At 65.5% G+C, this 18,472-nt stretch carries 12 protein-coding genes and 4 pseudogenes; 8 read left to right on the top strand and 8 right to left on the bottom strand.

Translation table 11 applies throughout. The features are described 5' to 3' along the window. Positions 1-64: 64 nt before the first annotated feature. The 4 genes and pseudogenes from G6N56_RS19850 to G6N56_RS19835 form a co-directional block, all read right to left on the bottom strand. Positions 65-241, bottom strand: coding sequence for a hypothetical protein (locus tag G6N56_RS19850; RefSeq protein ID WP_163645069.1), 177 nt, complete (start codon positions 239-241; stop codon positions 65-67). Next, positions 238-1,788 carry a replication initiator gene (locus G6N56_RS19845; RefSeq protein ID WP_232069101.1) on the bottom strand — a complete coding sequence of 517 codons (1,551 nt, stop codon included), beginning with the start codon at positions 1,786-1,788 and terminating at the stop codon, positions 238-240. Before G6N56_RS19845 ends, G6N56_RS19850 begins: the two co-directional genes overlap by 4 nt. Positions 1,789-1,858: 70 nt before the next feature. Continuing rightward, positions 1,859-3,270, bottom strand: a pseudogene (locus tag G6N56_RS19840) (FtsK/SpoIIIE domain-containing protein); the annotation flags it as partial. A gap of 99 nt (positions 3,271-3,369) precedes the next feature. Continuing rightward, positions 3,370-3,705: an SCO3933 family regulatory protein gene (locus G6N56_RS19835; RefSeq protein WP_024637274.1), complete on the bottom strand. Its 336-nt coding sequence runs from the start codon at positions 3,703-3,705 to the stop codon at positions 3,370-3,372. Positions 3,706-3,869: 164 nt separating this feature from the next. On the opposite strand from G6N56_RS19835, the gene G6N56_RS19830 reads away from it, so the two are divergent. The 5 genes from G6N56_RS19830 (at position 3,870) to G6N56_RS19810 (ending at position 9,299) form a co-directional block, all read left to right on the top strand. Further along, positions 3,870-5,072, top strand: a complete 1,203-nt coding sequence (locus G6N56_RS19830; RefSeq protein ID WP_096291189.1) for a hypothetical protein — start codon at positions 3,870-3,872, stop codon at positions 5,070-5,072. Then, positions 5,069-5,791: a creatininase family protein gene (locus tag G6N56_RS19825; protein ID WP_042791982.1), complete on the top strand. Its 723-nt coding sequence runs from the start codon at positions 5,069-5,071 to the stop codon at positions 5,789-5,791. The genes G6N56_RS19830 and G6N56_RS19825 overlap by 4 nt, the downstream gene beginning before the upstream one ends. Before the next feature lie 561 nt (positions 5,792-6,352). Further along, entirely contained in the window at positions 6,353-7,426 is a 1,074-nt protein-coding gene (locus G6N56_RS19820; RefSeq protein ID WP_033711099.1) for an IS110 family RNA-guided transposase, read from the top strand. Between the two features lie 107 nt (positions 7,427-7,533). Next, complete coding sequence (locus G6N56_RS19815; RefSeq protein ID WP_197746635.1) at positions 7,534-8,313, top strand: tyrosine-type recombinase/integrase; 780 nt, start codon at positions 7,534-7,536, stop codon at positions 8,311-8,313. Then, on the top strand, positions 8,310-9,299 hold the full coding sequence (locus G6N56_RS19810) for a tyrosine-type recombinase/integrase (RefSeq protein WP_042909774.1): 990 nt from the start codon (positions 8,310-8,312) through the stop codon (positions 9,297-9,299). Before G6N56_RS19815 ends, G6N56_RS19810 begins: the two co-directional genes overlap by 4 nt. Here G6N56_RS19810 and G6N56_RS19805 read toward each other — a convergent pair whose 3' ends face one another. Both G6N56_RS19805 and G6N56_RS19800 read right to left on the bottom strand, forming a co-directional pair. Then, positions 9,300-9,623 (bottom strand): transposase, encoded by a 324-nt coding sequence (locus G6N56_RS19805; RefSeq protein WP_197746634.1) that lies wholly within the window; start codon positions 9,621-9,623, stop codon positions 9,300-9,302. A 254-nt stretch (positions 9,624-9,877) separates the two neighbouring features. Next, positions 9,878-10,105, bottom strand: a pseudogene (locus tag G6N56_RS19800) (transposase); the annotation flags it as partial. Between the two features lie 273 nt (positions 10,106-10,378). Between G6N56_RS19800 and G6N56_RS19795 the strand changes: the two are divergent. Further along, a pseudogene (locus G6N56_RS19795) lies at positions 10,379-11,577 on the top strand (IS110 family RNA-guided transposase). Here G6N56_RS19795 and G6N56_RS19790 read toward each other — a convergent pair. After that, positions 11,552-12,634, bottom strand: a pseudogene (locus tag G6N56_RS19790) (IS256 family transposase); the annotation flags it as partial. The pseudogenes G6N56_RS19795 and G6N56_RS19790 sit on opposite strands and share 26 nt — an antisense overlap. Positions 12,635-12,781: 147 nt before the next feature. Beyond that, positions 12,782-15,865, bottom strand: coding sequence for an MMPL/RND family transporter (locus G6N56_RS19785; protein ID WP_408632638.1), 3,084 nt, complete (start codon positions 15,863-15,865; stop codon positions 12,782-12,784). 229 nt (positions 15,866-16,094) lie between these two features. On the opposite strand from G6N56_RS19785, the gene G6N56_RS19780 reads away from it, so the two are divergent. Next, positions 16,095-16,685 carry a TetR/AcrR family transcriptional regulator gene (locus G6N56_RS19780; protein WP_042792061.1) on the top strand — a complete coding sequence of 197 codons (591 nt, stop codon included), beginning with the start codon at positions 16,095-16,097 and terminating at the stop codon, positions 16,683-16,685. A gap of 135 nt (positions 16,686-16,820) precedes the next feature. Further along, entirely contained in the window at positions 16,821-18,278 is a 1,458-nt protein-coding gene (locus G6N56_RS19775; RefSeq protein WP_042792062.1) for a cytochrome P450, read from the top strand. The last annotated feature ends 194 nt before the right edge of the window (positions 18,279-18,472 follow it).

Raw genomic sequence — 18,472 nt, 5'->3', positions numbered from 1 at the left:
TTGTGTTGAAATAACTTTCGTCGTCTATCCGGTTGGCCGGTGACGGTACGGTGCCTTTGCGTGCTCAGCGCAGGAGGGTTGCGATGGCAGCCAGGGTGGTGGGGTCGGTGACGGTGACGGATAGGGCTTGGCGTTCACATGAGGCGGTCAGCCAGGCTATGAACTCCGGGCGCTCGTGCAGCGGGACCGCGCCGGCATCGTGGTTGTTGGCGGCGCCGCCCGCGGGCGTCGTGGCCATCACCCTGCCCCGCGTGGTGGCGGCGAGATGCGGGTGGAGACAGTCCGGGATTCGGTGATACCGGTGATGCGGGCGCTGATGTGGCGCAGGGCTGCGGAGATGACCAGGACGCGGTCACCGGCGCTGGCGTGTCCGGCGCGGTCGAACTCCCACAGCATCTCATCGGTGTCGATCGGTTGCTGCTGCCTGCCGGTGCTCGCCGTCACGTCGTCAGCGAAATGGGCGGATTGCGTATCGTCCTGTCGCCCTGAATGTTTGGCTATCTGGTTACGGGTCCAGGTGGCGCGGGCGGCGCGCAGGGCACCCATGGTGGTCGAATAGCGCCGCGATTTGGTAGTGATGTGGCCGCGGTAGCCCAGGGTGTGCAGCCAGCGCCCAATCCCCGCCAACGACGGACCCGCGGACGCTGGGTGTTCGGCGAGTCCGGCGATGGTGGACAGGATGGCCCGCACATGTTCAGTAACGTCGAGTTCGCCGATCGCTTCTGCGGACAGCCGGCGCGCGGTGATGCCGAAGTCGTGCAGGGATTTGGTGACGTATTTCGCCAGATATGCCGCAACCCTGCGCGGCGACAACCGCGAGGCCGAAGCGACTGCGGTGTCGTCGACTTCGGAATCGCTTGCGGTTATTGGTTCGGGTGTCAATGGTTGGGTATCAATTTGGGTGCCGAACCGCACCGTGCGCACCCCGCCCGGGTTGGCGTAATCGTCGTCGCCGGCGGGCACGTCGATACTGACGCGACTGGCAGCGTGTTGGATCAAGGCGGCCAGCTCGGCGGCGGTGATCGCTGACGACCAGCCGGGATGCTGCTCGGCTACCGGACGAGACAACCTGCCACCCCGCGGGGCGGCGGGGCCGTGACGATCGTGGTCACCTGATTTCGTGGTGTCGTTGGTGGCGGGTGGCGGGTCGAGGCGGATCAGGGCATGGATGTGGGGTATGGCGCGGGCTTGCAATTCAACGACTTTGACGAAGCTGACCCGCACCGAGCCGGGCTTGACGCCAACTGTTTTCAGGTGCGTCGCCACGGCGCGCCGTAGTGCGATGGTGAACCGCCGCCACAGCTCGGGCAGATGCCAGGTGAACAAGATATGTCCCAGATAGTCGTAGCAGTCCGCGCACAATGGTTGGCCCACCAGAGGGTCATCGACACTGTGGATTATGGTGCAGCGCAGGCAGTTTCCGTGCCGGCAGCGGCCCGCCGACCTGTTGGGTATGGCGTGACACGGAGTTCCGGTGGCGTTGTGCACGGCCCCGTAGCTGGGGGCGGTCAAGGTGGTGAACACTTGCGGACGGTTGGCGACCTCGACGGGTATGTCGTGGTGGCCGCCGGCGGCTCCGGCGTGCACGAGTTGCCAGGTGTCGCGGGCGTAGAGGTCTGAGCATGACGGGCACACCGCGTGACGGCGGTTGTTGCAGCGCGTCCACACCGTGTGCTGACGCCCGGCGGTGTCGACACCGAGCAGCTGGATCGGGTGGGCGCAGTAACCGACCGATTCCACTCGCCGCCACCACGACCCGAAACCGGGTGAGGAGGCGCGCCGGCACATCTGGGTGACCACCGCATCGGCATCGATGGTGGCCGGCAGGCCCGGCAGCACGATCACCGGGCTCTGCGTCGTTACGGTCTTCACCGATTTCCTGTTCGCCTGAACGCGGTGCCCGAAAGGTGCGGGCCAACAAGGTGATATCGCGATCGGTGACGTGAAAGGCCCGGACCCGTATCGGGTCGGCGGTGCCATCGATCATCACGTACCCGATGCCGGGGGTGGTATCAGCGATCAGGTCGCATTCGGCGCCGGCATCGCGGGCTCCTTGGCCCAAGACCATGGCGGTTTGGGTAGCCTCGGTCATCCGCAGCCCGATCCGCACGGTGAACAACTGCCGTACCGGCAGGGTGTCTTTGGCCGGGTCTTGCACCGCGGCTACCACCGATATCCCGACCGCACGCCCTTGGGATAACAGCAGGCCGAGGAGTTGTTCTGTCTCGGCGCGGAGTTTGCGGTCGGTGACATAGGCGGTCAGCGCGGCGATCTCATCAATGATCAGCACGATCAACGGCTCAGCGAGGGCGGGGGTGTGCAGGCGGGTGTGCCCGCGCAGCCGGGTGGCGCGGGTCTGCATCAGCTTCACCAGCTCGCGCAGCAGTTCCACGGTGGGCTGACCGGTGTGGTAGCAGAACCGGGCGAACAGCGGCGCGCCAGCACCGAGTTCCATGCCGCCTTTGGGGTCGATCACCCACAACCGCACCCGCCCCGTTTTAACGTGGGGTGCCAGCCCGGCGATCAGCGACCACAACACCGAGCCTTTGCCGGCTCCGGTGGCACCGGCGGCCAGGATGTGCTGGCCCAACACCGGTAGGTGCCACCAGCGCCGCGATTCGGTGACCCCGACCCGCACCGCGCCCAGATCGACCGCCGAACCCGGGGGTTGGCATGGGCACCGCGATCGGCTGGCCGAGCACATCCCCGCGGCCCGATGATGATCCGCAGCTGGCCCGGCGTGGTGGCGCGGATCGTCAACCGCTGCGCGTCCCAGGTCGCCGCCAGTGCGAGGGCGCGTTTCTGCCAGTCGGCAATCGACTGGCCGGTCACCACCTTGACGATCAGCACGTCGGCGTGATGGCCGATCCGCACCGATTGCAGGGCAGGCACCAACGTGCGTTCACCCAGTTTGGCGGTCAGGCCGTGCAGGGCGCAGACCGATTCCCAGTTGCGGTGATAACGCCACCACGCCCAGAAACGCTGCCGCAGCGGAGCGCTGACCCACCGGGTGAATGAGGCCGGCTGGCACACCCACCAGCCGAGGTATGCCACGGCCTCCACAACGGCGGTCAAAACGCCGGCTCGGGCGCCGTGACTGAAACCGACCCAGATGGCGACGACGGTGGGAATGCTCAGGGAGGGAAACAGGATTGCCCACCACAGCAGATACCCGGCGGCTTTGAGTAGTCCGACGATCAGCTCGCCGATCCAGTCATCATCGGGTGATGGATTGTTGTTGTGGTTCTTACGGTTTGGACTATTCGACATGACGGTCTGCCTTCACTTACGACGGGGAAAGAAGGGGCGGGAGCGTCGGCCCGGCAGCCCATAGGCGCACGCTGTCGCGGGCTGCCGGGCCGGCTGCGGTTACCGGGCCTGCTGGCCCGTCTTGACGGTGGCGAGGTCGGTGGCGGTGATGGCTTCGGCGCGGTACGCGATGCCCGAGCGGCCGTCTTGCGACCACGGCAACGCCACCAGACCCGTCACAGACACCGGCTGGCCGACAACGACTTTCGGTTCCCCGACCACGGTGACCGCCAGCACTTCACCGCCGGTGGCGTCCAGGGCGATCAGCTGCACCTGCCACAACGCCTGCCCGGTGGCCTTGTCCACGCGCGGTGCACCGGTGTCGAAATTCGTGCGCTGCTCGGGAATCCGAGTACAGAGGAACGTCACCCCGGTGGTGTCGATACGTAACTTCATGGATTGCTGTCCTTCCTTGCGGTGTTGGCGCGGTCTGTTCGGCCGCGACTCAAGGACAGCGCCATCCCGGATGCGCCCGGAAGTGACAGGCAGTGATACTGGTGATGACCGCACACGCGCACACGTAGCTGACCTGCGCTGATGTATGCGGCATGATCGAAGCCATGGCCGCAGTCGACCCGATCCGGGCACTCAATGCGCAGCGGCTCAGCCAAGCCCGCAAACGCTACGGCTACAGCTTGCGTGAGTTGGCGATCGAGGTCGAAAACGTGCGCAAGCTACGCGGCGACCCCGACCTGCCCGCGCGGGAATCCCTGCGGCAAAAAATCGCCCAGATCGAGCGGACCGGAATGCTCGGCCCGCTGTGGCGTGAAGACCTGGCCGCGGTGTTCGGCGTCGAACCCGACGAAATGTTCAGCGTGCCGATCGCCACCGAGCTGCCGCACCCGCTGCTGATACAACTACCCGTCGACCGTGACGTACTCGCCGTCATCGAGGCCCAGCAACATGCCCACATCCAAGCTGAGCACACCTTCGGCCCCCAACACGCCCGCCCCCTGGTGGAATCCGATCTGGTCACCATCGAATCCCTGATTGCCCACGCACCCTCGCAGGTCAAGGCAGAGATGCGGCGCGCCGCTGGGGCTATCGCCGAAGTTGCCGGGTGGATCGCCCAAGACCTCGGAGATCACGCCGCCGCGGAGAAGCTCACCCACACCGCAGCCCTGCACCTACGTACGGCCGGCCCGCCATTCAACGCCATAATCTTGATGCGCCAATCCAACATTCTCACCCGCACCAACCCCGACCTGGCCACCGCCTTGGCCACCGATGCCGCCGACCTCATCGACGGCCACGACGTGGGTCGCCTGGCCGCCAGCATCGCCCGCCAACAGGCCCTTGCCGAGCTGGCCAATCACAATGAGCGGGGATTTCATCGCTACGCCGCCGCAGCCCTCGAACTCGGTGACCTGCAACCCCACCCGCATGATCATGCGATCTATGCCCACGGCGCCTACGTCGCCAGCGAGATCGCCTCCGGCTACCTGCGCATCGGTGACCCGGATAAAGCCCTAACCCTGCTCGCCGGGCACCATCACGCCTGGACATCACAGCAGCACCGCGATCAGACCGTGGCCGATATGCGACTCCTGCACGCCTACATCGCCACCGGCGAATACCAGCAAGCACTGGCACTGACCGCCGCAGCGATCCCGGGCTACCTGGCCGCGCCCTCGCAGCGAGCCAGGATTCATCTGGCCAGGGCAGGCACAATCGTGCGAGACCGTCGACGGCGAAACAAAGACCCGATCCTGCAACAGCTCGCCGGCCGCATCAAAAACGCCACCCAAGGAGTCACCCCGTGAGCCGTCGAATCATCCCCGACACCACCACCACCACCGACCCCGCGGCCACCCACACGGTCGCGGTGCTGCCGGTCGGCTCATTCGAACAACACGGCCCCTACCTTCCGCTGGGCACCGACACCCTCATCGCCACTGCCATCGCATCCGCAATCAATCAGCACCACAACGTATTTCAGCTACCACCGGTCGCGTTCAGCTGCTCCCACGAACACGCCGCCTACCCCGGCACCATCAGCATCAGCGCCACCACCTTGGCCGCGATCGTCGCTGACATCATCGAATCGCTGGCACAGCAGAACATCGCCGGGCTGATCGTCGTCAACGGCCACGGCGGCAACGCCGTACTCACCAACGTCGTCCAACAAGCCAACCACCCCAACAACCCCGTCAAGGTTGGGCTCTACCCCAGCCGCGAAGACTGGACCGAAGCCCGCACCGCCGCAGGAATCCACAGCAGCAACCACGACGACATGCACGCCGGCGAACTAGAGACCTCCATCCTGCTCGCCACCCATCCCGACTACCTGCGCGACGGCTGGCAGACCAGCGACCACACAGCCAACGACCGCCGCTACCTCACCAGCCTCGGCATCCACGCCTACACGCCCACCGGCGTCATCGGCTCACCATCCCAGGCCACCGCCGCCAAGGGCAGCAGTGCCCTCGACCACCTCGGCCGCAACGCCGACACCCTGATCGAACTCCTCACCACACGTTGAGCACAAGCGACAGCTCGGCGGCTACCTTCCGGGCTTCGCTGCGCTCCCTTCGCTTCCGTCCGCTGGCGCTCCCGTCCGCGCCGGTCGCTCCACTGCGCCCTGCGTCCGCCGCCGAGCACCAGACCAGCGCCCACCACTCAGTGAGAACACCGGCCGTGTTCGCGCCTGCCACCGCCAGGCCAACGGCGTTTGCGCCTCTCGCGCGGCGACCAGAGCCGGGCCAGACCGCCGGCCACCGTGGGACACATGCCCTGACCTCGCACGTGAGGACTTTCTTTACTGCTATTAAAGAACTACCGGCGTTTCCGCGGCCTCGCGAAGCGGGGCGTCGGTAGGGTCCGCGTCCGAACCGGTGCGGTCTGACTCATTTCTTTACCGGCCGCGAGCAGTGTGGCGTGCCTGCAATCGTCAGATCCGTCGACCGTGCCTGGTTCGGCGCGGAACCGCCGGACGGAATGACCTGATAGGAGCGCGACCAAGCATCCCGTAGCAGTATCGTCCCCGCCCGACGGCTTCGCCCTTTCACCCCATCCAGGAAATCCCGGTCACAGGAAGGCCGCAATGCAATCCACCATCGCCGCATCCACCCAACCACAGGTCACCGTCGGTGTCGACACGCACAAGCAGTTCCACGTCGCCCACGCCGCCGATCAGCTGGGCCGTCCGCTGGGCAGCCACCGCATGGCAGCCAGCACCGCCGGGTACCGCCAATTCGTGTCCTGGGCTCACGGGCTGGGCCAGCTTGTCATCGTCGGTATCGAAGGCCCCGGCCACTACGGCGCGGGCCTGGCCCGGTATCTGCGCGCCGAGGGCATCCCGGTCACCGAGGTCGGCCGCCCCAAACGGCAGCGCCGGGCACGCTACGGCAAATCCGACGATGCTGATGCGGCCGGAGCCGCCGCGATCGTGTTGGCCGGCGAAGCCCTCGGCGACCCCAAGTCCGCCGACGGTGCTGCCGAAATGGTGCGGGTGCTGCGGGTGGCCCGTACCAGTGCGGTGCGCGCCCGCGCCAAGGCCTACACCGCCCTGCAGGACCTTTTGGTCACCGCTCCCGCAGCGCTGCGTGAACAGCTGGCCGGCCTCTACAAAAAGCGTCTCATCCAGGCCTGCAAACAGTTGTCTGAGTCCGAAACGCCAAGCAGTCCAACCGATGCCATCACGATGGCGATCAAATCACTGGCGGCGCGCTGCGAGCAACTCGACGTCGAAGCCGCCCGGCTCAAACACCACATCGACACCATCACCGCCACCGCCGCACCGCAGTTGCGCGCCGTCTACGGTGTTGGCCCCGACACCGCCGCCACGCTGCTGGCAGCGATCGGCGACAACCACGATCGGATCAACGGCGATGGCGCCTTCGCTAAACTCTGCGGAGTCAGCCCGCTGCAGGCCTCCAGCGGCAAAACCGTCCGACACCGACTCAACCGCGGCGGCAACCGTGATGCCAACCGGGCGCTGCATGTCATCCTGGTCGTGCGGCTGCGCCGCCACCAACCCACCCGTGACTACATGGCGCGCCGCCTCGCCGAAGGCAAAACCAAAAACGAGGTCATGCGCTGTCTCAAGCGCTACCTCGCCCGCGAAATCTTCCACGCCATTCAGCCGTCAAGAAAGGCAACAAAAATCGTTGCCTGAATATAGGAGCATCTGCTATCAAGCTCGCCGGCGCGGGGCTGCTGCTCGAGCAGTTCGTCGACTTCGCCGATGCGGCCGATACCGACACGATCACGACAGAGCTGGCGGTGCAGTGGGCCACAATGCCGCCGGGTAGCTCCTCAACCTGGCACGCGCAACGGCTGAGCGTGGTGCGCTGTTTCGCCCGCTGGGTGCAGGCCTTCGATCCGGCCGTCGAGGTGCCGCCGGTCGATGTGCTGCCGACCCGCACCAGGCGCGCCACGCCGTATCTGTATTCCGACGCCGATGTCGCCGCCTTGATGGCCGGGGCCGGGCGGCTGCGCTCACCGCTGGCCGCCGCGACGATGCAGACATTCATCGGGCTGGTGTTCGCCACGGGGCTGCGGCGCGGGGAGGCGCTGAGTCTGGACCGCGGCGATTTCGACCCGGCCACCGGCGTGTTGACGATACGTGAGGCGAAATTCCACAAGCCCCGACAACTGCCGTTGCACCCCTCCACCACGGCCGCGCTCACCGCCTACGCAGCGCGCCGGGACCGGCTGTGTCCGCATCCGCGCACGGGCGCGTTGTTGGTGTCCACCACCGGTGCCCGACTGGCGGCCACCACGGTGTCACAGACGTTCCGAACGCTGTTGCGCGAGAACGGGATCGGGCAACACTGCCCGGCATGTCGCCCGCGCATTCACGACGCCCGGCACACCTTCGCGGTAAACACTTTGCTCGACTGGTATCGCGATGATGCCGACGTGCAGGCACGGCTGCCGCTGCTGTCTACCTACCTCGGCCACACCGACCCACGGCACACCTACTGGTACCTCTCGGCCGCGCCAGAACTGCTCGCCCTCGCCGCCGACCGGATGCAGCGCCACGCCGGAGCGACCTCATGACCGCGCTCGCCCCGACCCTGCAGGCCTTCTTCACCGAACGCCTCGCCCGGCAGAAGAACGCCAGCCCACACACCGTCGCCTCCTACCGCGACACACTGCGGCTGCTGCTCGGTTTCGTCGCGGAGCGCACCGGCACACCGCCGGCCCGAATGCAGATCGAGGACCTCGACGCCCCGCTGATCGGCGCGTTCCTCGACCACCTCGAATACCAGCGCGCCAACAGCGTGCGCAGCCGCAACACCCGCCTGGCCGCGATCCACTCGCTATTCCGATTCGCCGCACTGCAACACCCCGAGCACGCCGCGCTCATCGCTCGGGTGCTGGCCATCCCACCCAAACGCTGCAACCGTGCTGTCGTGTCCTTCCTCAACGACCAGGAAATCGACGCGCTACTCGCCGCTCCGGACACCAGCCGGTGGATAGGCCGTCGCGACCACGCGCTGCTGCTGGTCGCGGTCCAGACCGGGCTGCGGGTCTCCGAGTTGACCGGGCTGTGCTGCGGAGACGTCCATCTCGGAGCGGGGGCCCACGTGCGCTGTGTCGGCAAGGGACGTAAACAGCGCTGCACGCCGCTCACTGCCGAGACGGTCGCGGTGCTGCGGGGCTGGCTGGCCGAACGACGAGGCCGACCCGAGGATCCGTTGTTCCCGACCAGCCGCGGTCGACCGCTCAGTCGTGACGCGGTCGCGCTGCTCGTCACCAACCACGCGATCACGGCGCGGCAGCGCTGCCCCTCCATCGATGCCAAAACGATCACCCCGCACGTCCTGCGCCACTCGACGGCCATGACCCTATTGCGCGCAGGCGTGGACACATCAGTGATCGCGCTCTGGCTCGGCCACGAGAAAACAGACACGGTCCAGATCTATCTGCACGCAGATCTCCGCCTGAAAGAACGCGCCCTCGCTCGCACCACCCCCGTCCATGCGACCCCGGGCCGATACCGACCCCCCGACACCCTGCTCGCGTTCCTCGAGGCGCTTTGATTATGCCGAGTGCATGGACACAGATCCCTTACCGCGCAGACGATTCAGCGGCGTCCTCGGCATAATCCGGTGCTCGGCATAGTGGGTGTTATCCCGATGTCGGGATAACACCCACAGGACCACTGATCGCTTGAGGACATCACGCTCCATCCGCAGCTCAGCGTTCTCGCTGCGCAGGCGTTTGAGCTCCTCAACGTCGTCGCGGGTCAACTCCCCGCGGCCCTCGCGGGCCTCACGGTCCCGGGCAACCCAATTGCCCAGAGTGCCCTCATGGACCCCAAGGTCCCGCGCCACCGCGGCGATCGACTTACCCGTCTCCCGCACGATCCGAACAGCCCCCTCACGGAACTCCCGGGGCCTGGCCGTCGGCGACCGCGTCCGCATCCACGCACTCATGAAAATCGAAACAACCCCCGGCGGCGCCGTCAAAACCACCTACATCGCCCACGCCGTCTACCGGCTCAACGACTAAAACTGAGCTTCACAGGCGGCTTTCGACTCGTCCTTCGTGGCCGCAGGCACCCCTCCGACCGTTTGCGGGGCTGTCTGATTAACGGTGGATCCGACCTTGGCATTTGTTAGTTGCCGGTCGGGGTGATCCGGCCGTTGAAGGTGATTGCGAACGCGTTGAGTGCGGGCTTCCACCTCATTGCCCATCGTGCCCTACCTCGCCCGGTCGGATCTAGTGATCGGGTAACGAGATACAGGCATTTCAGGGCAGCTTGGTCGGTAGGGAAATGCCCGCGGGCGCGAATCGCGCGCCGGTAGCGGGCGTTGATCGACTCCACGGCGTTGGTACCCGGTATGAAATGGGGTGGAGGCCCACGTGGTTCTGTCTTGCCTGGTCAGACGTACTAGGCATACGGTGCGACCGTCCGGAACAGGGGCCTTCGGGGAACACGTATGGGCAGGCCGTTCTTGCTCGATGGGCTGCGAGCCCGTGTTAGTAGTTGGCCGCCCCTGCGACTTGTCCGGCTGCGCTGCGAGCGCGTATCCGTAGGTGTCGTTCCGTCCCAGCGGTTCCCCGGCCAAGTGATCAGCACGGAAGGGAGAACCAGGCGGTGGTCAGATATGTCGGCATGGATGTGCACCGCGAGTTCGCGCAGCTGGCGGTGGTCGAGGACGGGATCCTCCGCGACGAAGGCAAGATCGGAGTGACGCCAGAAGCATTGCGGGCGTGGGCGTCTGAACTACGCCCGGATGATGAGGTGGCGTTGGAGGCCACCGGAAACAGCGATGCGATCGCTACTCTGCTCACACCGCTGGTGGCCCGTGTGGTGGTGTCGAACCCGTCGAAGACGCGGGCGATCGCCGAGGCGAAGGTGAAAACCGACAAGGTCGATGCGCGGATCTTGGCGCAGTTGCTGGCAGCGGATTTTCTGCCACCGGTGTGGCTGCCCGACGATCGGACCCGCAGTCTGCGCCGGCAGGTGATGCGTCGTGCTCACGTGGTGCGTCAACGGACTCGGCTGAAGAATCAGGTGCACGCGATCCTGGCCCGTAACCTCGCACCGACGCCGCCGGTGTCGGATTTGTTTGGCAAGACCGGTCGGCACTGGCTCTCGCGTCAGCCGTTACCTGCCGATGAACGCGCCAGCGTGCAGGCGTTGTTGCGTCAGTTGGACTTTCACGCCCATGAACTCGCTTTGGTCGATAGAGAGCTGGCCCAAGAAGCGCTCACCGATCCGATGGTGGCCCGGTTGATGACCATCCCTGGTGTCGATGCGATCGCCGGCATCTCCATTGTGGCCGCGGTCGGCGACTTCTCTCGGTTCGACGATCCCGACAAGTTAGTGGCCTATATCGGGCTCAACCCGAAGGTGCGCCAGTCCGGGAATTCCGCGCCGGTGCACGGTCGGATCAGCAAAGCCGGCCGCGCCCATGTGCGTGGTGTGCTGGTGGAGGCGGCCTGGTCGGCCAGTCGCGCACCAGGGCCCTTGCGTGCGTTCTATCAGCGCATCAAATCCCGACGCGGATTTCAGACCGCGATCGTGGCCACCGCCCGCAAGATGACGGTGCTCGCATGGCATTTGGTGACCAGGACCAGGACTACGCCTTCGCTCGACCAGGGCTGGTCACCCACAAGCGCCGAAAGCTCGAACTGGCCGCCGGGGCGCCGTCACGCCGCGGCAACTACCGCCAGCCCGGCGCGGCCTATAACAGCAAGCACCGCCGCGACGAAGAGAACGCGGTCGTCGAACAGGCCGAACGTGCCTACGAAGTCCTCGTCGCCCACTGGCAACCCCGCAAACCCGCCACCAATCACCGCTCACCTTGACGATTTCATCCGTGGAGCAGATGACCCGACGTATCTCGACGTCGTAGTCCAGGAAGGGCACGAACTCGCTCCAGGCGTTCTCCCAGAGCCGGATGATCGCCGGGTACTGGGGACCCCATTTCGCGGTGAATTCGACGAAGCGTTCCTTGGCCGCGGCCTCGGTCGCCGCGGTATAGACCGGCCGAATGTCGCGGGCGATCTGATCCCAGTACTTGCGGGACGCGTAGCGAAAGGTGTTGCGCAACAGATGAATGACGCACGTTTGGATGATCGCTCGGTCCCAGACGGTGTTGACTGCCTCGGGCAATCCTTTCAATCCGTCACAGACCACGATGCACACATCGCCGGTGCCGCGGTTCTTGATCTCGGTGAGCACCGACAGCCAGAACTTGGCGCCTTCGCTGCCCTCGCCGGCCCACAGCCCGAGGATGTCGCGCTCGCCTGCGCAGGTGACCCCCACGGCCACGTAGATGGGCCGGTTGGTGACCTGCCCGTCGCGGATCTTGACGAAGATGGCGTCGATGAAGACCACTGGATATACCGCTTCCAGCGGCCGGTTGCACCATTCGGCCATCTCGCCGACCACCTTGTCGGTGATCCGGCTGATGGTGTCTTTGCTGACGGTGGCGCCGTAGACGTCGGCGAAGTGTGCCGCGACCTCGCCGGTCGTCAATCCTTTTGCCGTCAACGACAATACGATCTCATCAATACCGGTCAGGCGACGCTGTCGTTTCTTGACGATCTGCGGGTCGAAGCTGCTGTTGGTGTCACGGGGCACCTCGATCTCGACGGGCCCGATCTCGGTGAGCACCGTCTTGGCCCGGGTGCCGTTTCGGGAATTGCCGCTGCCACGGCCCGCTGGGTCATGCTTGTCATAACCCAGGTGCTCGGCCATCTCCGCGTCCAGCGCGGTCTCAAGCACGTTCTTGGTCAACTGATTGAGCAGCCCGTTGGGGCCGACCAATTCGACTCCTTGTTCCTTCGCCTGCGCCAGCAGCTGCTCAGCCAGCTGCCGTTGATCCAGTTCCATCGCCACAGGATCGAGTGTTTCTGACATCGTCAGTCCTTCCCGCCAAGCACCGCTCGGCGTGTCAGACCAAGATCAGATCCACCGTTGTTCGGACAGTCCCCCGTTTGCGGCTGTGGCAGATGCCGATGTTGTTGGCGGGGGCGTTACCCGACGGGCCCGGCGCGGCGATGCAGTTCACCGCGGGCGGTGGCCGGGCGGGTGCGGGGGTGTGGTCGAGGGCGGTGTGTTGGGCCACCAGCTGGCTTGGCGTAGGAGTGTGGCGATGGCGGGGACGGTGAGGGTGCGCACGAGGAAAGTGTCGAGCAGCAGTCCGCAGCCGATGATGAATCCGGCTTGGACCATGATGGCCACCGAGCCGACCATCAGGCCAAACATGCTGGCGGCGAAGATGAGTCCCGCTGAGGTGATGACCGAGCCGGTGTTGGCAACGGTACGTAGTACGCCGACGCGGATATTGCGTCCTGATTCTTCACGCAGCCGCGACACGAGAAGCATGTTGTAGTCGGCGCCGACCGCGACCAGGATGATGAACGCCACCAGGGGCACCGGCCAGGCGATGGGATAGCCCAGCTCCCATTGGAATAGAAGCACGCCGATGCCCAGTGCGGCGAGGTAGTTGAGCACCACGGTGCCCAGCAGGTAGAGCGGGGCCAGCACAGCGCGCAGCAGCAGTACCAGGATGAGCCCGACGATGAGCAGGGTAGCGATGGCCAGTTGGGCGAAGTCGGCGCGCAGCAGGCGTTGGATGTCGGAGTTGACGGCGGGGAATCCGGCCACTGACATGGTGGCGTGGGCTAACGCGGTGTTGGGCCGGGCGGCGTTGGCGATGTCGGTGATCTGGTGGGCGAGGTGGATTGCTTCGGCGCTGTAGGGGTCGAAATTGGATTCGATGGCAAAGCGCGCGGTTTTACCGTCTGGGGAGACAAATTGCTTTGCCACGTCGGCGAATTGGCGGTTTTCGAAGACGTTGCCAGGTAGGTAGAAGCCGCTGGAGGAATCCGAGCGGGCGCTGGCCCGGGCAGAGTTTTGCAGCTGGATGGCGATCTGGCTCATCCCGTAGAGCATGTCGATGTTGCTGTCGGCCAGGGTGTGCACGCCGGTCGCCAGTGCTTGGGCGCCCGAGGCAAGCTGGCCGACGCCGTCTGAAAGGCGCCGTATGTTGCCGGCAAGGTCGGCGGGGTCCCCGAGGGTTCCGAAGGCTTTGTCCAGTGCGCCGACGGCGGACTGGACGTTGGTGAGGGTGCCGGTGACGGTGGCGTTGGTGGCGGGGTTGTAGCGGTCGCCGAGGTCGGCGACCTCGGTGAAGAACCCATTGTCACGCAGGCTCACCAGAATCTGGACTTGGTCACGGATCTGGGTGCACTGCGGTGTGGTGGCACACCACGGGGAGCTGTTGAGGGCGCCGGCGAGGGGGTCGAGGACGGCGATGGCGTTTTGAGCTTGGTCGGCCAACGGGCGCAGCCCGGGGCCGGATTGGATGGCTTGATCGACGGCGGGGGCGGTGGCCGAAAGCTGTTGCAGCAAAGGCCGCAACTGCTGGGCCTGGGTGGCGGCAGACTGGGCCTGGGTGAGTATTCCGGTTAGCGGAGTCAGGGCGGTGCGCAGGGTGGTGTCGAGTTGGGCCAGGCCCTCCGCGAGTTGGCTGGCGCCGTTGGTGAGTTTGGTGAGGTCGTCTTTTCGGGTGTTGCCGTCGGCGACGGCGCGGGCCATCTTGTCGCCGATCTGAGCGTTTTGCCATGAGAGTTGGGCTTGTTCGAGGCGGGTTCCGGTGGGGCGGGTGACTCCGGATACTTTGGTGACGCCGGGGATTTGCGCGATGCGGGAGGCCATTTCGTCGAGGTCGGCCAGCCCCTTTGCGGTGCGCATGTCGGTCGGGTTTTCCACGACCAGGAATTCGGTGACGATGCTGTCTTTGCGGAAGTGGCGGTCCAGCAGGCGGTAGCCCTGGTTGCTGGCGGTGCCGGCCGGCTGGCCTTTGCGGTCGTCGTAGCTGATCTTCATGGTCGCCGCGACCGCGGTCAGGGCCAGCAGGATGACCAGGCTGGTGATCAACAGCGGTACCGGCCGGCGGACCACCGCGACTGCGACGCTGTTCCAGTAGCGCCGGGTGCGGTCAGATTTGGGTTCGCCGATGCCTCTTTTAGCGGCCAGTGACAGCACCGGTGGCAGCAGCGTGATGGTGGCTGCGAACCCGACCAGCACGGCGACCGCGCAGGCCGGACCGAGGGCGGCGAACACGCTCAGGCGGGCGAACACCATGGTCAAGAAGGCGAACGCCACGGTGGCCGCCGAGGCCAGGATCACCCGGCCGATGCTGGCGGTGGCGTGGATGACGGCTTGATCGGCGGGAACCTGGGCGCGGCGCTGCTCGTGGTATCGGCTGATCAAAAACACCGTGTAGTCGGTGCCCGCGCCGAGCAGGATCGCGGTCATAAACGCCACAGTGAACTGGGAGACAGGCATGCCGATTTCGCCGAGCGCGGACAGTACACCGCGCCCCACGGCCAGGCTTGTCCCGATCACCAACAGCGGCAGCAGCGCGGTGAACACCGACCGGTAGACGATCAGCAGGATCAACGCGATCAGCCCGGCCGTTGCGATCGAGATCAGCAGTAGATCGTGTTCGGCAGAGGCGATCATGTCACTGAACGTCGTCGGCGGGCCCGTCACGTACGCGGTGGTCGACGAGCCGGCGAACACCTCTGCGACGAGGGCGCGCACCGCCTGCACCGATGCGGCCGCGGTGGGATCGCCCAACGTGCCGGCCACACCCACCGGCAGGTACCACGCCTTGCCGTCGCGGCTGACTGCCTGGGACGCGGTGACCGGATCGGCCAGCAAGTCTTTCACCAGCAAGACATGGCCGGTGTCGGCGCGCAGCCGCGCCAGCAGCTGGTCGTAGCGCTGCCGCGCCGAGGCAGTCAACCCGGCGGGGTCTTCCATCGCGACGAACACCACCGTCTTGGAACCCTGTTCACCGAAGGCCGCGCTCATCCGGTCCACTGTTTGCAACGACGGAACATCTCGCGGGAGAAGGTTCACCGACTGCTTGCGCACCACCGTCTCCAGCTGGGGAAACAGCACGGCCAGCAGCACGGCGACCAGCACCCAGGATCCGATCACCAGCGCCTTGTGCCTGACGGCGAATCCAGCCAGGCTCGCCAACCGCAGGCTGTATTCGCGTGATCCCACGAAACCGGCCGGTGGGGCGGGTCGGGAAAGGAGTGCAGTCGCACTTTCTGTGGAACCGACGGTCACATACACCTCCAGCCGAAAGCGAGACTAGTAGTCTCGCTACGCTACTATCAGTACCACAGCGGGGGGTCGCGCGGCGATTCAGGTGTCGCTTCATCTCACCGATCGGCCATCGCGCGGCTGGCACGTCGGGATCGGTCCGTATTTCTGGCGAAGTACCTGGCCAAAAGGCTTCGCGATTATCCTTTCGACTATGCCCAGTGAGTCCCTCCGAATGTCGTTTCGCCGGCACATGCGCGAACAAGTGTTGGACGCTGCGCGGGCCCTGACGATCGAGAAGGGCTGGGAGCGAGTACGGGTGAGTGAAGTCGCCGAGCTGGTGGGTGTCTCTCGTCCGACGCTGTACAAGGAGTTCACCGACAAGAAAGGACTCGGCGACGCGCTGATCGTCCGCGAAGGCGAGCAATTCTTGGATGGCGTTCGCGCGGTGCTCGAAGAGCATGCCCGCGACGCCGGTGCAGGCATCATGGCCGCCGTCCGCTACACCCTGGACGAGGCGGAGTCCAGCCCGTTGCTGAAAGCGGTACTGACCTCCAACCGGGGGACCGACGCCGGGCCCGGGTCGCCCGACACCGGGGTGTTGCCGCTGCTGCCGACATCGGCGTCGCTGCTCGAGTTGTCCTCGGCAACGATGATCAAGTGGTTCATCGGCCATTTCCCGGGGCTCGACGCCCAGGATGTACGGGATGTCGTCGACGCCTTGGTCCGGCTGACCGTCAGCCACCTGGTATTGCCCACTGACGACGCCGCAGCCACAGCGGGGCGTATTTCGCAGGTCGCGTTGCGGTATCTGCGACTGGACCACCCATCTGTGACAGATTGAGCCGAACTGTCTGAAGCTTGACATTTAACTGATCCCTGTAAATGATTTGGGGTATCGCCGGTTAGGCGCAGTCACGCGAGAACTGCCAGCGGTCGATGGCGATCTGTGTGTTCAGAGAAGTGCGAAGGAATGCTCATGACTGGGTTGTTGCACGCTCCGGTCGATAAGGCCCGCGAGCGCTTGTCGTCGGTGATTTTGGTTCCGGCCCCCCGCCGCGTCGAGGACGACTGGCGAGAGCTGAGCCGGCGGTGGCCGGTGCGCGATTTGGCGGCTCCACCGGCTGGCAGCGGTCTCAAGCCGGTTCCTGGTGACCCTGGGCTGCCTTTCGTTGGGCACACCTTGGACTACATCCGCTTTGGTTCCGAACTCGGCCGCGAACGCTATGCACGGCTTGGGCCGGTGACCTGGATGGGAGCTTTCGGCACCAAGATGGTGGTTATCGCCGGACCGGAGGCCACCCAACAGGCGCTGACCAGTAACGCAAAGGCGTTCTCGCAAGACGGCTGGAGCTTCCTCATCGATGCGTTTTTTCATCGCGGACTGATGTTGATGAGCTTCGATGAACACCGGATGCACCGGCGCATCATGCAGGAGGCGTTCACCCGGCCCCGGCTGGCCGGATACGTCAAACAGGTCGCCCCGTGCGTGCGCGCCACCGTTCCGGCCTGGCCGACCGGGCCATCGACTCGCCTGTATCGCCTGCTGAAGAACCTGACACTCGACGTCGCCACCGATGTGTTCATGGGCGGCCGCGGCAAGGACGAAAGCGATGCGGTCAATCGGGCTTTCATCGCGACCGTCCGCGCTGCTAGCGCCATCGTCCGCGCGCCGCTGCCCGGCACCCGGTATCGGGCCGGGATCCGTGGTCGACGGGTTCTGGAAGATTATTTCACCCGTCACCTGCCGCAGGCTCGCTCCGGAGGCAGCGACGACTTGTTCACCGCGCTGTGTCAGGCCCGCACAGAAGACGGCGAACAGTTCACCGACGCCGACGTCATCAACCACATGATCTTTTTGATGATGGCTGCCCACGACACCTCGACCATCACCACCACCGCCGTCGCCTACTTTTTGGCCAAACATCCCGATTGGCAGGACCGGGTGCGCGCCCAATCCGACGTCTTCGGCGACAAGGTTCTCGATATCGACGATTTGGAGGGCTTGACCGACCTCGACCTCGTCATCAAGGAGTCGCTGCGCCTTCTCGCCCCGGTGCCCCTGGTGATGCGAAAAACCGTCGAAGACACCGCCATTGCCGGCTACTACATCCCGGCCGGCACCCTGGTGGCCATCACTCCGGCGGTCAACCACTACGTCACCGACGTCTGGACCGAGCCCGACCGCTTCGATCCCCTGCGCTTCGACTCACAGCGGCGCGAGGACAACGCGCACCGTTTCGCCTGGATCCCCTTCGGCGGAGGCGCCCACAAGTGCATCGGGATGCATTTCGGCATGCTCGAAGTCAAGGCCATCTTGCACCAGATGCTGCGCACCTACACCTGGAGTGTGCGGCCCGACTACACCGCCAGGTGGGACAACACCTCGCTGCCCATCCCCGTCGACGGCCTTCCCGTCGACTTGCGCAGGCGATGAGCACGCAGGTGACAGTTCCACGCCCGCACTGTCTCTTGGCGGGCCGATATTGTCCCTAGCTCATTTCGACACGATTCTGCCCGGGCTGGCGTCGGCGCGAAATCCGCTGCGGTACAAGCAAACGTAGCCGCACAGCCGCCAGGCGATTCTGACGCCGAACTGATTTTTGACAGCGAATCTCGACAGGCTCGACA

The sequence above is a fragment of the Mycobacterium saskatchewanense genome (assembly GCF_010729105.1).
GTDB classification, from domain to species: Bacteria; Actinomycetota; Actinomycetes; order Mycobacteriales; family Mycobacteriaceae; genus Mycobacterium; species Mycobacterium saskatchewanense.
Note: the sequence above shows the minus strand (reverse complement) of the source record. Positions and strands in the feature narration are given on the sequence as shown.

Excerpts from the sequence above, each read along its gene's own strand:
- G6N56_RS19845 (WP_232069101.1), bottom strand. The coding sequence starts at position 1,788 with ATGTGCCGGCGCGCCTCCTCACCCGGTTTCGGGTCGTGGTGGCGGCGA.
- G6N56_RS19835 (WP_024637274.1), bottom strand. The coding sequence starts at position 3,705 with ATGAAGTTACGTATCGACACCACCGGGGTGACGTTCCTCTGTACTCGG.
- G6N56_RS19830 (WP_096291189.1), top strand. The coding sequence starts at position 3,870 with ATGGCCGCAGTCGACCCGATCCGGGCACTCAATGCGCAGCGGCTCAGC.
- G6N56_RS19820 (WP_033711099.1), top strand. The coding sequence starts at position 6,353 with ATGCAATCCACCATCGCCGCATCCACCCAACCACAGGTCACCGTCGGT.
- G6N56_RS19810 (WP_042909774.1), top strand. The coding sequence starts at position 8,310 with ATGACCGCGCTCGCCCCGACCCTGCAGGCCTTCTTCACCGAACGCCTC.
- G6N56_RS19780 (WP_042792061.1), top strand. The coding sequence starts at position 16,095 with ATGCGCGAACAAGTGTTGGACGCTGCGCGGGCCCTGACGATCGAGAAG.
- G6N56_RS19775 (WP_042792062.1), top strand. The coding sequence starts at position 16,821 with ATGACTGGGTTGTTGCACGCTCCGGTCGATAAGGCCCGCGAGCGCTTG.